The organism is Fervidibacillus halotolerans (assembly GCF_026547205.1).
Taxonomy (GTDB): domain Bacteria; phylum Bacillota; class Bacilli; order Bacillales; family Caldibacillaceae; genus Fervidibacillus; species Fervidibacillus halotolerans.
Genome location: NZ_CP106877.1, coordinates 37,614 through 52,397, shown reverse-complemented (window position 1 = coordinate 52,397; position 14,784 = coordinate 37,614). Strand labels below are relative to the sequence as shown.

Genomic DNA, 14,784 nt, shown 5'->3' with positions numbered 1-14,784 from the left:
GTATACAAAAAACTGCCCTACCACATGGGCAAGGCAGTCATAAATTCGATTGGAAAGAAACTCTATCGTTTCTTAATTTCTTGTAATAACAGTTTGTTAACGAGGGGCGGATTGGCTTGTCCCTTCGTCGCTTTCATAATTTGTCCGACTAAGTAACCGATAGCTCGATCCTTTCCGTTTTTAAAGTCTTCAATCGATTGTGGGTTTGCATCTAATACGTCTGTGACATATTTTAATAATGTCGCTTCATCAGAAATTTGTGCGAGTCCCTTTTCCTTTACAATTTTCTCTGGATCGCCACCCTTTTCAATTAATTCTTTAAATACTTTTTTCGCCATTTTGGAAGAAAGGGTTCCCTTTTCGATTAATTGAATCATTTTTGCCAAACTTTCCGGTGTTAGAGTCGTGTCATGAAGTTCGACTTGTTTTGCATTCAAATATGCACTGACTTCTCCCATTAACCAGTTGGAAGCTTGCTTTGGCTTTGCTCCAGCTTCCACCGTCGCTTCGAAGAAATCTGACATTTCCTTCGTCAATGTAAGTACTTTTGCATCATATGCGGGCAAGCCCCAGTCTTCCACATACCGTTTTTTCCGTTCATCGGGAAGTTCGGGAATGGAAGCACGGACCCGTTCTTTCCATTCATCATCGATATACAACTCGACTAAGTCCGGTTCTGGGAAGTAGCGATAGTCGTCGGAACCTTCCTTCACCCGCATGAGAATTGTTTCACCTGTTGCTTCATCAAAACGACGGGTTTCCTGTTTGATCACACCACCGGAAAGAAGAACCTTTTCTTGTCGCTTCATTTCAAAGGCTAATCCTTTTCGAACAAAATTAAAAGAGTTCAAATTTTTCAATTCGGTCTTCGTACCGAATGCCTCCTGACCAATTGGACGAAGGGAAATATTTGCATCACAACGGAGCGAACCTTCTTCCATTCGCACATCGGATACACCCGTATATAAAATGATCGATTTTAATTTTTCCAAATATGCATAGGCTTCTTCCGGTGTGCGAATATCCGGTTCAGAAACGATTTCAATTAGTGGAGTTCCTTGCCGATTAAAATCGACGAGGGAATATCCATCTTCTCCGTGAAACAATTTTCCCGCATCTTCTTCCAAGTGAAGACGGGTAATTCCAATCCGCTTTTTCTTCCCGTCGACTTCAATCTCAACCCAACCATTTTTTCCAATTGGTTTGTCATATTGGGAGATTTGGTACGCCTTTGGATTGTCCGGGTAAAAATAATTTTTCCGGTCGAATTTTGTTTCTGTTGCAATTTCGCAATTTAACGCCATCGCTGCTTTCATCGCATATTCAACCGCTTCTTTATTTAAAACGGGTAAAACACCGGGGTAACCTAAATCAATCACGTTCGTATTCGTATTCGGTTCGGCTCCAAAATGGGCCGGTGCAGGAGAAAAGATTTTCGATTTCGTTTTTAATTCCACATGTACTTCTAACCCGATGACTGCTTCAAAATTCATTCGTCTCACCCCTTACAATTGTGGTTTTTGTTTATGGTAATCGGTTGCTTGTTCAAAAGCATGGGCTACTCGATAAACCGTTCCTTCATCGAAATGCTTCCCAATTATTTGTAAGCCTAGTGGCAAGCCGTTATGGAACCCACATGGCACAGAAATTCCAGGTACACCAGCTAAATTGACAGGAATTGTTAAAATATCATTGGCGTACATCGTTAATGGATCATCGATTAACTCACCAATTTTAAATGCAGGTGTAGGTGTTGTTGGGCCAATAATGACATCGTATTTTTTAAATACATCATCAAAATCTTTTTTAATAAGAGTTCGAACTTGTTGTGCTTTTTTATAGTAAGCATCGTAATATCCCGAACTTAAAGCGAAGGTTCCAAGCATAATTCGGCGTTTTACCTCGTCACCAAATCCTTCTGAACGGGTCTTTTTATATAAATCAATTAAGTTTTGAGCATCCTTGGCGCGATATCCGTAGCGAATCCCGTCAAATCTTGCCAAGTTGGACGAGGCCTCAGAAGATGCTAGTAAATAGTAAGTGGCAACACCGTATTTCGAGTGGGGGAGTGATACTTCTTCCCATGTTGCACCTAACTTTTCCAATACTTTCAATGCTTCTAAAACCGCATTCCGTGCCGCTTCGCCAACACCTTCACCAAGATATTCTTTCGGTACAGCAATCTTTAAGCCCTTAATGTCACCCGTTAATTGTTCCACATAATTTGGAACGGGAACATTTGCGGAAGTCGAATCGTTTTGATCCAATCCGGCAATCGCCTGAAGTAAATAGGCATTATCTTCAACGGTTTTTGTCATCGGTCCGATCTGATCTAAAGAGGATGCAAAGGCGACGAGTCCAAATCGGGATACACGACCATAGGTTGGTTTTAAGCCAACGATTCCGCAAAAGGCTGCCGGTTGACGAATCGAACCACCCGTATCTGAACCAAGGGCGAAGGGAACCTCTCCCGCTGCAACGGCTGCAGCAGACCCTCCCGAAGATCCACCTGGGACCCTTTCAAGATTCCATGGATTGTATGTTTTTTGGAAATAAGACGTTTCCGTAGAAGATCCCATCGCAAACTCGTCCATATTTAATTTTCCAATTGTAATCGTTCCTGCATTCCGTAATTTTTCAACGACCGTTGCATCATAAATTGGGTCAAAGTTTTCTAACATTTTACTAGCACAAGTTGTACGCAAACCTTTTGTTACGATATTATCTTTAATTCCGATCGGCATTCCAAAGAGGACGCCTGAATCTTCTCCACGAGCTACCGCATCATCCATGTTTTTCGCCCGTTCTCTTGCCCGCTCTTCATCTAATGTTATAAACGCTTGAATTTTCCCATCGACTTCTTTAATCCGTTTATAAGATTCATCGACAAGGTCTGAAACAGCGATTTCTTTTTTATGTAATAATTCATGTAAATCTTTTAACTTATAATCGAACAAAGCCATAACCCTTTCCCTCCTTATTCAAGAATGGACGGTACGCGAATCAGTCCGTCTTGGTGATCTGGTGCGTTTTTCAATACTTCTTCTCTCGGTAATCCTTTTTCTGGAACATCTTCTCTCATGACGTTTTTCATGTCTAATACATGGGATGTCGGTTTTACATTTGATGTATCAAGTTCATTTAATTGTTCTGCATAAGTGATAATCGCATCCAATTGATGTGTAAATTTTTCCAACTCCTCCTCAGAGAAGGATAACCGAGCTAGGTGAGCCACATGGGCGACTTGTTCCTTTGAAATCCTTGACATCTATTTCACCTCCATATTATTTCCGAAAATCGTGCCTGTTCATTGAAAATGGAACATAATCTTTACAAACCTTTACTTATTTTATCATGATTTAACCTTTTTACGAAATAAACACATTGAATTTATATGTATTGTTCCGTTTTTCAACTGATGAATTGGGTACTTATAGAAAAAATTCCCAAGTTATCCATATGAAGTCAATACGGGAGCAATGCTAAAATGCAAATCCTGCTTAATACCCTTTCATCCTGTGTTAAAAACACCCATATGCATATCAGTCATTCGATTATTTCCCATAGAAAAAGGAATGGTTTGACCACTCCTAAAATGCATGAAATTTAAAAGTAAATTTATTTAAACCATTTTTTGAAAAAACTTTTTATACCTGTTTCTCCTTCTCCATTTCCAGTTGGAGGGGCCTTTGGTTGTTTTTCTTTTTTCTCAATAAAAATATGTTCCTTGTTGATTGCGTAATCATATGTTAAAACGAGACCGATATCCGTATCATCGACCAAATCTTGGACGACCGTAAAAGGGATGTTTCTTTTATTGGCAAGTTTCATATATTTACTTAAATATTCATATGATATCTTCCCATTTAATAATAAACGCGCCTTTGGGTGATTTTTCATCGCCTGTTCTACTTCCGGATACACCCCGGATTCGTAAATTTGTTCTTTAAATAAAGCGATAATAATCCGTTCCCGAATTGTACCTAGAAATCGTTGTCTTTCATCTGCCTTTATGCTTTTTACTCCATACATTCCCTTTTTTAAATAGTCATCCAGGTTAGGGCCACTTTTTCCCATAATTTCAACCTACCTTTGTTTTCTTTAAAAGGATTTAAGCTATACATGTGAATAAATTTACAATACAGTATATCATCTTTCTATTTATTACGAAAGAATCGGATGAAAATCTTGGATTAAAAAATCAATTTTCCTTTGTATTCTCCTTTTAATACGAAATAAACGTAGACAATCGACGATTTCCTTGCATAAATATAGAACGATTGGATGCGGACTTTTTTATCTCCCGTATGATTGAAACCATTGCGTTTCAAAAAAGCAGATTAACCTTCCTGTTTATTATTATGTAGAAATGAAAAAAATGTTCATACCGTTAAAAGGTTGAGTGGAGGAAGGATATGGGAAAATATATGAAAAGAAAAGTTCCCTTATAATTTCCCCATAAGAGGAAAAAATGATTAGAATGAATAAGGATATGTATTCATTGAAAAGAAAAAAACCCATCTTCTTTAAGATGGGCCATAATCGAAAAATATTCCACTAATATTTTTCTGTAACTGTTTTCGCTTGCATATGAAGTAATAGGTAATCAGGACCTCCAGCCTTCGAATCCGTTCCAGACATATTAAATCCACCAAAGGGTTGATAACCGACGACCGCTCCGGTACAGCCACGGTTAATGTACAAATTACCGACATGGAAATCTTCCCGAGCTTTTTCAATATGATAACGGTTTTTAGAAATAACCGATCCTGTCAATCCGTATTCCGTATTATTGGCAATGTCGATTGCTTCATCAAAATCTTTCGCTTTCGTAAAGGCGACGACGGGGCCAAAAATTTCTTCTTGCATAATCACTGCTTCCGGATCAACATCCGCGAAAATCGTCGGTTGAATATAGTAACCATTGGAGTTATCTCCTTCTCCACCGGTTAATAATTTTCCTTCTTTTTTGCCTATTTCAATGTAGCGCATGATTTTATCATATGCAGCCTGATCGATCACAGGTCCAACAAAGGTTGATTTTTTCGATGGATCCCCAACGGCTAATTCCTTCGTCAATTCTACAACCCGATTTAAAACTTTTTCATAGGCGTCACCAACAGCGACAACGCGGGAGCATGCGGAACATTTTTGCCCGGAAAAACCGAAGGCAGAAGTAACAATGGATTGGGCAGCAACTTCGATATCTGCATCATCATCGACGACAATCGTATCCTTTCCGCCCATTTCCGCAATCACTCGTTTCAACCAAATTTGACCTGGTTGAATCTTGGCAGCCTTTTCGTAAATACCTGCTCCAACTTCCCTCGATCCGGTAAAACTAATAAACCGGGTCTTTGGATGTTCAACGAGATAATCCCCAATTTCTGAACCGCTTCCGGGTACATAATTTAATACGCCCGGTGGTAATCCTGCTTCTTCTAGTACTTCTACAAATTTTGCAGCAACAACGGGTGTGGCAGATGCCGGTTTTAAAAGTACCGTATTCCCCGACACAAGGGAAGCGACGGTCGTTCCACACATAATTGCAAAGGCAAAATTCCATGGTGGAATGACAACACCTACGCCGAGAGGTATGTAACCGAAACGATTATCTTCATAAGGATGACTTTCTACTTCCATTCCATCCTTCAATTTCAACATTTGTCTGCCATAATATTCCATAAAATCGATACCCTCAGCCACATCCGCATCTGCTTCTTTCCAAGGTTTTCCCGCCTCTTTTACGAGCAATGCACTGAACTCATGTTTTCTTTGCCTTACGATGTGGGCAGCCTTGAACAAAATATCGGCGCGCATTTCCGGTTTCGATTTTTTCCACGTTTCAAACGTTTTTAAAGCAACTTGCATCGCCTCATCGGCGATCTCTTTATTCGCTTTGGAAACTCGTCCGATCACTTCATTAGGATTCGCCGGATTGGTTGAAACAATTTTTTCTTCAGTTGATACCCGTTTTCCCCCAATGACTAGATCGTAATCCTTTCCTAAATAACTTTCAACGGTTTTAATTCCTTCCAAAAAGGCTTGTTCATTTTCCTTTACTGTAAAATCCGTCAATGGTTCCCTTTTATAAGGTACGACCATCCTTTCCCCTCCTTTAAAATTTAACCGTTTTCATATTTTCATTTTATCAGGTTCATGTTTTTTTTCAATTTATCTGTTTTATTGATTAATTCAGTAATTTCTAACTTAATTTTCCAGACAATATCAACTTTAAATAATTTGAATCCTTTACGGTTTCTTCGTTCAGATATTTTTTTATGTATAAGCATTCTTTCAAAGGAAGGGGTTTAATTAAGTTTATAATAAATTTTCACAAATTAAATTATATATCTACTTTTTATATGTAAAATTCGTATATGATTAGAAAATCTATTACAATATCGATTAAATGGATTATTCATCTTTTGTCATTTCTTTTTCAATTATTGCTTTATAAAGCTCCATAAAAATATATTTTACCGTTTTTTCGTTCAAGTAAACTTAAAAAATAGTTAATTGGCCTCTAGATTTTATAGTACATAATTTTATATAAGTAACGGAAAATAGGAGTAAAACTTGGAGATAAAAACCCAAAACATATAATAACATTTAGGTGGGGGCTTCTCGGTTCATCCCATCTCATGATTGGATGAACCGAGCGATCCCCGTGTGCCCCACGGTTCGAGGACAAGTTAGGCTATCGCTAATCGTTTTATGCCCTCATGTTTGATATTGATTTCCGCATTGACGTCCCTGTCGCTCTCGATTCAACATTTAAAAGTGGGAGACTTCTTTCGGAAAGATATTAAATTAATATTACGTAGTTTTCGATTACAATTCTTTTTCAATAAATATGAACAAAAGGTTCGTCCATATTTGGTTCTTTTACAATTAACGCTTCTTGACCTGTTGAAGAGGTCACGTTGACTTCGACAGTCCATTCATCTGGAAAATGTTCCTCAATTAAACCGGTGATGTATTGGGCAAATCCGATCGTTTCTGCCTTTCCATAAAACTGAATATGGATATCAATGGATAGTTTTTGCAATTCCTTTTCTATATAAAATGCCCGTCCTACAATCCCACTATAATTTTTAAAGTATTGAGTCACATCAAGTTGAAAGGATTCGAATTTATTGTAGTCGTCTCGGTAATTTTTCTTCGCATCCGTTGAAGGAAATAATACGTACTCTTCATTCATATCTTTCCAGTCCAAACTAGTTCCCTTTTCAGCAGTTGCAAAGGCAAAATAATGCCCCGGAACGACAGATGTATCCTCCATTTGTTTAAATAGGCCAATCGTAATTGGAACCGTTTCTAGACCTTTCGTTTGTCGTAATCTTCGAATCACTTCTTCAGCGATATTTTTTCCTTCTTTCTCCAACTCCTGATCTGAAATTGTTTTCTTATATTCTACTCCGTCATATGTGTACGTAAAAACTGAATTTAACGCCAATCCGATGGCTACACCACCTAATTTAACCTTGTTTTCATCTGACTTAACTAAATAATTATGTTCCAATAAATAGGACAAATAAATTGAATGATCCTCGATCGTTTCTTGATCTGCATCATCTGATAATGGCGGATTCAATCCGAGATTTTCTGCCTCGGTTAAATCTCTTTCTTTTAACTGTTCGGAAGTAAATTCCCTGTTAAGCCATTTTTGTACCGTTTCTTTGTTTAAATATTTCCCATCTTGAAAAATATATTTATCCGTTGAGAAGGTTTTTTGAGCAATTCTTAGTAACCCTTCTTCAAATTCATCACTATCATAACGGGTATTTAATCTCCAAAGAACCATTCCCCTCGTATCGGATGGTTCAAAGGGAATGAGCGTGCGATAATAAGAGTCGGAAATTTGGTAATTCGGTACAATCGCCTTTTCATCCGTTTGCTCTTGATCTTCTTGTATCACTTCATCTTGTTTTTCAACGGATGGTAGACAACCGGATAGCAAAAGTAGGGAAAGGAAGATAACGGCAATTATTTTTTTCATATTTCCTCTACAGCTCCTTTTTAAAAACGAAGAACTTTTATTCGCTTTCCCTTCGGTTCAATTCCATCAATAATCGTTTTTCATCCCATATTTCAATACCTAAATCTTGGGCTTTTGTCAATTTTGATCCTGCGTCAAAACCTGCAATAACAATATCTGTTTTTTTACTTACACTTCCCGTTACTTTTGCCCCCATCAATTCCAGTTGCTCTTTTGCTTCATTTCGCGTTAATTGTTCTAACTTTCCAGTTAATACGACGGTTTTCCCTGTCAAAACGGATTCAATAATCTTCCCCTCATCCTTTTTGGGACCTTTGTATTCAAGATTAACACCGGATGCTCTTAATTTTTTTATCAATTCTTTTACTTGGGGCATTTGAAAATAAGTAACAACCGAATTCGCCATTTTTTCCCCAACTTCATGAATGCTTTGTAACTCTTCTTCCGTCGCTTCCATCAGCCGATCGATATGTCCGTATTTTTCTGCTAAAATTTTCGCAGCTTTGCTTCCGACATGACGAATACCTAGTCCGAAAAGGAGCCGTTCTAGGGAATTATTTTTCGATGCTTCGATGGAGAAAAGGAGATTAGAAACGGATTTTTCTCCCATCCGTTCAAGTTGAATAAGTTGTTCCCGCTTTAGGTTATAAATATCTGCCACATCTCGAATCAATTTTTCTGAAAAAAGTTGAGTAATGACCCGCTCCCCCAGTCCTTCGATATTCATCGCATTTCTCGATACGAAATGAATCAATCCTTCTCGAATTTGTGCCGGACATTTTGGATTCATGCATCTTAGTGCTACTTCCTCATCTAATCGTACAAGTTCGCTACCGCATTCCGGACACTGTTTCGGCATGGAAAATACCTTTTCTTCCCCAGTTCTTCTTTCGATAATTGGCTTCACAACTTCTGGAATAATATCCCCAGCTTTTTTTACAACGACTGCATCCCCGATTCGAATGTCTTTTTCCCGGATTAAATCTTCATTATGCAATGAAGCCCGTTGAACCGTCGTTCCGGCTACCCGAACCGGTTCCAAAATAGCGGTAGGGGTTACAACACCCGTCCGACCGACATTTAATTCAATATCGATCAGCTTCGTTACAACTTCTTCAGGGGGGAATTTATATGCAATTGCCCAACGGGGACTTTTCGCTGTCGAACCTAAACGAGTTTGCTGATCATAGCGATTCACTTTAATAACGATACCGTCAATTTCGTAAGGTAATTCCGGCCGCTTTTCTTGCCATTGAGTAATATAATCTAGTACTTCATCGATACTTTGACATAATCGGCGTTCTTTGTTCGTTTTTAATCCTAAAGAATCGAGATAATCCAAACCTTCACTATGGGTTTTTATCGTCTTCCCTTCATGCTCTCCGATGGCGTATAAAAAAATATCTAAGTTTCTTTCGGCTGCAATTTTCGGATCCAGTTGACGTAAGGAGCCTGCAGCGGCATTTCGAGGATTGGCAAATAAATCGGCACCCATCTCCTCCCGTTGTTTATTTAAAGCTACGAACGATTTTTTTGGCATAAATACTTCTCCACGAACCTCGATGGTTACTTCCTCTTTTAATTGTAAAGGAATCGATTTGACCGTCCGTAAATTAGCAGTAATATCTTCCCCGACAAAACCATCTCCCCGGGTGGATCCTTGAACGAATATCCCGGTTTCATATTTCAATGAAACGGCCAATCCATCGATTTTCAACTCACAAACGTAGGACAGGTCTTCACCGATCGTTTGTCGAACCCGTCGATCAAAATCTCGTAGATCCCCTTCATTAAATGCATTCGCCAGACTTAACATCGGGATCGAATGTTCTACTTTCGAAAATCCTTCCAGTACGTCCCCTCCGACTCGTTGGGTTGGGGAGTATGGAGTTTTGAGTTCGGGAAATTTCTCTTCAAGGGAGATAAGTTCCTGCATTAGTCGGTCATATTCCGCATCAGGCACGGTAGGCTGATCCAACACATAATATTCATAACCGTATTGGTTCAACAAACGATGTAATTCCTTGACACGTTTTTCCGCCTCATGAAAATTCATGAAAAGCCCTCTCTTTCTAAATGCTTATTCATTGAATATTTTTTTAAATGCTCAATCACTCTTGTTTTTCTGTGACAAGTCGAAGTTTATTCTTGTTTTTCAATCGGAGCATATTTGGCCAACAATCGTTTGATGCCGGTCGGTTTAGGAAAGGCAATATCTAATTCCATATCTTCTCCTTCTCCCTTAACACTAACGACCGTACCGATTCCCCATTTTTTATGGACCGCTCGATCCCCAGGACGCCAATTTATTTCACCAATATTATTGGAATGCTGCATAGAATGAATGGTTTTCCTTCGTTCCATTTGCTTATCTTTTTTTTGTTTTTCGTGTAAGGCGTCAATTAATTCGGACGGAATTTCATCGATAAATCGGGACGGTTCGTTTGCACTCATCCGTCCGAATAATGTCCGCAACTCTGCGTTTGTTAAATATAATTGCCGTTCAGCACGGGTAATGCCCACATAGGCAAGCCTTCGCTCCTCCTCCATTTCCCCTTCCTCGGTTAAACTTCGACTATGGGGAAAGATTCCTTCTTCCATCCCGACGATAAAAACGATTGGAAATTCTAATCCCTTTGCAGAATGGAGCGTCATAAGGACAACCGCATCCTGTTTTTCCTCCTCTTGGTTATCCAATTGGTCGATATCAGCAATCAATGCCAAATCTGTCAAAAAGGAAACCAATGTTTTATCAACATTATCTTTTTCGAAATTTTGGGTGACCGATAGAAATTCTTCAATATTTTCCAATCGACTCTCTGCTTCCAACGTTCGTTCCGCCTTAAGCATGTCTTTATATTTCGTTTGATTTAACACCTCTTCGGTTAGTTCTGTTACGGTTAGATAATCTTGCATATGATGCAAGTTCATCATTAAATCATAAAATTCGACACATGCTTTTTTTGCTTTTGTGGATAAACCAATTTGATGCGCTTCAGCTAGAGCTTGAAACATCGAAAGATTATTTGACGCTGCATATTGGGCAATCTTATCTACCGACGTGGCACCAATCCCTCGCTTTGGAACGTTAATAATTCGTATGAAGCTAATATCATCATTTGGATTAGCTACCAACCGTAAATAAGCCAATACATCTTTAATTTCTTTCCGATCATAGAATTTCGTCCCCCCGACAATCGTATACGGGATATTGGCTTTTACAAACATTTCTTCTAAAACCCGGGATTGGGCATTCGTACGGTACAAAATGGCAAAATCTCGATAAGTTTGATTCTCCTTTTCCACCAGTTGTTGAATTTTATTGACGACAAATAGTGCTTCATCTGTTTCCGATCGGGCACGGTAATACATAATCCGCTGTCCCTGTTCATTTTCCGTCCACAGTTTTTTCGGTTTTCGATTCGCATTATTGGCGATAACTCCATTTGCCGCATGTAAAATCGTTTTCGTAGAACGGTAATTTTGTTCAAGGAGGACGACCTTTGCATTTGGATAGTCCTTCTCAAACGAAAGAATATTCGTAATATCGGCTCCGCGCCAACCGTAAATCGATTGGTCGGAATCACCGACTACGCAAAGATTTTCAAATTTTTTTGCCAGCAAAGAAACGAGTTTATATTGGGCTTTGTTCGTATCTTGGTATTCGTCTACGTGAATATATTGAAATTTATTTTGATAATATTCGAGCACTTCGGGAACCCGTTCGAATAATTGGATCGTTTTCATTATTAAATCATCGAAGTCAAGGGCATGGTTTTTTATTAACCGTTTTTCATATTCTTCAAAAACAGACCCCACTACTTTTTCAAAATAATTTCCAATTTGATTGGAAAAGTCTTTTGCACCTTTTAATTCGTTCTTCGCACTGCTAATAACACTTAAAATTCCACGGGGATCGTATTTTTTCGGATCGATATTTTGATCTTTTAAAATCCCTTTAATGACAGATAATTGATCGGATGTGTCTAAAATGGTAAAGTTCCGGTTAATGCCAATCCGATCGATATCCCTCCGAAGAATACGCACACACATCGAGTGGAAAGTAGAGATCCACATTTCTTCCCCTACCCCACCAAGAAGTGCGGTGATTCGTTCTTTCATTTCCCTCGCTGCTTTATTTGTAAAGGTGATCGCCAAAATGTTGTAAGGATTTACTCCCTTTTCCACCAACAAATAAGCGATTCGATGGGTTAGTACCCGCGTCTTTCCACTCCCCGCTCCAGCCATAATTAAAAGGGGGCCCTCAGTCGTTTTTACTGCCTGCTGTTGTTCTTTATTCAATCCACTCAATAATCGATTTGTTAAGTATTGCAACAGGATCACCTTTCATTTCGAACGTTTGTTCTTATTATACGCATTTGATTTTCTTGTTTCAACCTATTTTAAAGCCTTAACTGCTTGAACCGTTTTTAATGCTTCCTCAAAATGGTCGTAAATACTATTTCCAACGATGATTACATCAGCAAGCCTTTTCATTTCTACTGCTTGCTCGACTGTGGAAATTCCGCCTCCGTAAAAAAGAACCGTTTCGTCTAAAACATCTTTTACCTTTTTTACAAGTTGAGGATTACCGTATGTCCCGCTATATTCAAGATAAAAAATGGGAAGTCGAAACAGCTTTTCCGCTAATAAGGCATAAGCTACTACATCCTCTTCATACAAATCGGTTTGTGCACCTGTCAATTGGGCGACTTTACTCTCACCATTTAAAATACAATATCCTTCTGTTACAATCTCTCGCCAATCAACGTAATGTGCATACTCTTTAATTGCCCGATGATGTTCTTTTAAAATCCATTTTGCCTCATTCGTATTTAAAACCGTCGGAATAAAATATAAATCAAAACCTGGTGTAATTGTTTCTAAGGAAGATATTTCCAACACACATGGAACGGCGTATTTTCGAATCCGGGACAATAGATGGAGCACTTGATCTAAAGTAACACCATCCGTTCCACCGACCATAATCGCATCCGTTCCAGATTCGCAAATTTTTTCTAGTTGCTCATCGGATAATTCTTTATTTGGATCGAGTTTAAATATATGTTTCCACTCGCGATAATCGTACATGTCAACGCCTCCACTTTCTATTCCATTTCATCATTATAACATTCATTGCCTATGAAAAAAATCGCCATCTATAGAATCCTAATGTGAATGTTCATTCCATTTTAAATGAGATCAATAATCGATAAAAATGGAAGTTTTATGGGTAGAAAAATCGCCTACCATTTCCATTTTTTGAAACGCATCTGTTTACTCTTTTTTCGTTCTAAACTTTCACCCAACCAAGCGCCATTAGAAAAAAAGAGCTAAGAACATTCTTAGCCCAACTTCATCTATTCATCTTCCTTTTGTTTTTTCTTTTCTAAACGTTCCAACACCATTTGATAGGCGTCATTTCCATAGTTTAAACATCTTTTTACCCGGGAAATGGTCGCTGTACTTGCGCCGGTTTCTTTTTCTATTTCATGATATTTGCTCCCCTTTTTTAATAAACGGGCAACTTCCAATCGCTGAGCCATCGATTGTATTTCATTGATCGTACATAAATCATCGAAAAAAAGATAGCATTCTTCCAACGTTTCCAAGGATAAAATTGACTCGAACAGTTGATCTAGTTCTCTTCCTCTTAATTTATCAATTTGCATCAATATACCCCCCTAATATAAATATCGGAATATACAAGCTGGATGATTTTCATAATCTGTTATTCTGATTCAACATAAGATACCATTTGATCAATAGTTGGGACAACATTAATCCACGTTTTCCCGGAAATGAGGGAAACTTCTTCATTGGAAGATACAGGTATGATTCTTCCATCTACATTTTTCCATTCAACTTGTATCAATTTCCCCCTTTGTAGAAGGAGAGCTTTACCGCCAGATGTTAAGTCAATGGCTCTTCTTCCCTCTTGATCAATGATCGTATGCTCCATTTCCACGATAAAAATATTTGCGATTTTAACTTCTTTTCCCGTATCGTAATCGGTCGTCAATTCATCAGCGGAATACCGACGATAAGTTTTTGAGGTGGGATCATACTCATACCGAACGGAAAAACTGTGATTGGAATAATCGATCGTAATCGTTTGTACGTCAAGACCCGTTACTTCATCTTCTTCATCCAAAAAAGAATAACTTTCAGGCGGGCCATCTAGTGAATAACCGAGTTTTTTTGCCCCTTCTACGATATTGTCATAGGAAATATAAGAGTTATGGGGTGCTACTCGGAAGCTGGCACGTTTAAATAATGTACCGTCGTACTGGATTCCATTAATCGAATCGATATACCCGCTATCAAGCAGTCCCTTTGCCTTCGGGCTATATCCATGGGCGATATAAAGGGAATCAAATCCCTTTGCTAGTTCGATATAGTAATCCCTCGCACTACGAACGGGACCGAATTTTTCTGGCATCTCACTTTGGTAAATAGCCAAAAAACGGGTAACTCCCCCTTCAGCTAGTATCTCATAAACCACATCCGCTTCTACTAAACCGGATTGGGGACGGGCAGCCGGATGATTATTAATCATGACACTAATCGCCCGATGTTCCGATGGTTCCTCCTTCCATATACCTGTAAGGGGATATTGATACAAAACCGGTTCCTCTTCTACAACCGGTTCTTCTATTTTCTCTGGTTCATTCGTTTGATCCTTCGTCGTTTCCGTTTCCTTCCCACAAGCTACGGTAAAAACAATAACCAATACGGCCATAACGAATAGTTTCAAGATTTTCGCCACGATTTCTTCCTCT

Annotated in this window: 11 protein-coding genes; all 11 read right to left on the bottom strand. The window is 38.7% G+C overall.

Annotated elements, in window-relative coordinates:
- Window positions 1–62: 62 nt before the first annotated feature.
- The 11 genes from gatB to OE105_RS00150 all read right to left on the bottom strand — a co-directional run bounded on the left by gatB (window position 63) and on the right by OE105_RS00150 (window position 14,771).
- Complete coding sequence (gene gatB / locus OE105_RS00200) at window positions 63–1,493, bottom strand: Asp-tRNA(Asn)/Glu-tRNA(Gln) amidotransferase subunit GatB (protein WP_275420747.1); 1,431 nt, start codon at window positions 1,491–1,493, stop codon at window positions 63–65.
- Between the two features lie 12 nt (window positions 1,494–1,505).
- Window positions 1,506–2,963 carry an Asp-tRNA(Asn)/Glu-tRNA(Gln) amidotransferase subunit GatA gene (gatA, locus tag OE105_RS00195; RefSeq protein ID WP_275420746.1) on the bottom strand — a complete coding sequence of 486 codons (1,458 nt, stop codon included), beginning with the start codon at window positions 2,961–2,963 and terminating at the stop codon, window positions 1,506–1,508.
- A gap of 14 nt (window positions 2,964–2,977) precedes the next feature.
- Window positions 2,978–3,268 carry an Asp-tRNA(Asn)/Glu-tRNA(Gln) amidotransferase subunit GatC gene (gatC, locus tag OE105_RS00190; protein ID WP_275420745.1) on the bottom strand — a complete coding sequence of 97 codons (291 nt, stop codon included), beginning with the start codon at window positions 3,266–3,268 and terminating at the stop codon, window positions 2,978–2,980.
- A gap of 350 nt (window positions 3,269–3,618) precedes the next feature.
- Window positions 3,619–4,077 (bottom strand): YueI family protein, encoded by a 459-nt coding sequence (locus OE105_RS00185; RefSeq protein WP_275420744.1) that lies wholly within the window; start codon window positions 4,075–4,077, stop codon window positions 3,619–3,621.
- A 480-nt stretch (window positions 4,078–4,557) separates the two neighbouring features.
- The gene (gene pruA / locus OE105_RS00180) at window positions 4,558–6,105 is read right to left on the bottom strand and encodes an L-glutamate gamma-semialdehyde dehydrogenase (RefSeq protein WP_275420743.1); all 1,548 of its coding nucleotides are present in this window, start codon (window positions 6,103–6,105) and stop codon (window positions 4,558–4,560) included.
- A gap of 742 nt (window positions 6,106–6,847) precedes the next feature.
- Window positions 6,848–8,002, bottom strand: coding sequence for a CamS family sex pheromone protein (locus tag OE105_RS00175; RefSeq protein WP_275420742.1), 1,155 nt, complete (start codon window positions 8,000–8,002; stop codon window positions 6,848–6,850).
- A gap of 37 nt (window positions 8,003–8,039) precedes the next feature.
- Window positions 8,040–10,058: an NAD-dependent DNA ligase LigA gene (ligA, locus tag OE105_RS00170; protein WP_275420741.1), complete on the bottom strand. Its 2,019-nt coding sequence runs from the start codon at window positions 10,056–10,058 to the stop codon at window positions 8,040–8,042.
- A gap of 86 nt (window positions 10,059–10,144) precedes the next feature.
- Complete coding sequence (gene pcrA, locus OE105_RS00165) at window positions 10,145–12,337, bottom strand: DNA helicase PcrA (protein WP_275420740.1); 2,193 nt, start codon at window positions 12,335–12,337, stop codon at window positions 10,145–10,147.
- Window positions 12,338–12,400: 63 nt separating this feature from the next.
- Complete coding sequence (gene pcrB / locus OE105_RS00160; protein ID WP_275420739.1) at window positions 12,401–13,093, bottom strand: heptaprenylglyceryl phosphate synthase; 693 nt, start codon at window positions 13,091–13,093, stop codon at window positions 12,401–12,403.
- 269 nt (window positions 13,094–13,362) lie between these two features.
- Window positions 13,363–13,674 (bottom strand): YerC/YecD family TrpR-related protein, encoded by a 312-nt coding sequence (locus OE105_RS00155; RefSeq protein WP_275420738.1) that lies wholly within the window; start codon window positions 13,672–13,674, stop codon window positions 13,363–13,365.
- Window positions 13,675–13,733: 59 nt separating this feature from the next.
- Window positions 13,734–14,771 (bottom strand): DUF3048 domain-containing protein, encoded by a 1,038-nt coding sequence (locus OE105_RS00150; RefSeq protein ID WP_275420737.1) that lies wholly within the window; start codon window positions 14,769–14,771, stop codon window positions 13,734–13,736.
- Window positions 14,772–14,784: the final 13 nt, after the last annotated feature.

Bases quoted from the DNA above. Each gene is read 5' to 3' on its own strand.
- gatB (WP_275420747.1), bottom strand. From the start codon at position 1,493: ATGAATTTTGAAGCAGTCATCGGGTTAGAAGTACATGTGGAATTAAAA.
- gatA (WP_275420746.1), bottom strand. From the start codon at position 2,963: ATGGCTTTGTTCGATTATAAGTTAAAAGATTTACATGAATTATTACAT.
- gatC (WP_275420745.1), bottom strand. From the start codon at position 3,268: ATGTCAAGGATTTCAAAGGAACAAGTCGCCCATGTGGCTCACCTAGCT.
- OE105_RS00185 (WP_275420744.1), bottom strand. From the start codon at position 4,077: ATGGGAAAAAGTGGCCCTAACCTGGATGACTATTTAAAAAAGGGAATG.
- pruA (WP_275420743.1), bottom strand. From the start codon at position 6,105: ATGGTCGTACCTTATAAAAGGGAACCATTGACGGATTTTACAGTAAAG.
- OE105_RS00175 (WP_275420742.1), bottom strand. From the start codon at position 8,002: ATGAAAAAAATAATTGCCGTTATCTTCCTTTCCCTACTTTTGCTATCC.
- ligA (WP_275420741.1), bottom strand. From the start codon at position 10,058: ATGAATTTTCATGAGGCGGAAAAACGTGTCAAGGAATTACATCGTTTG.
- pcrB (WP_275420739.1), bottom strand. From the start codon at position 13,093: ATGTACGATTATCGCGAGTGGAAACATATATTTAAACTCGATCCAAAT.
- OE105_RS00155 (WP_275420738.1), bottom strand. From the start codon at position 13,674: ATGCAAATTGATAAATTAAGAGGAAGAGAACTAGATCAACTGTTCGAG.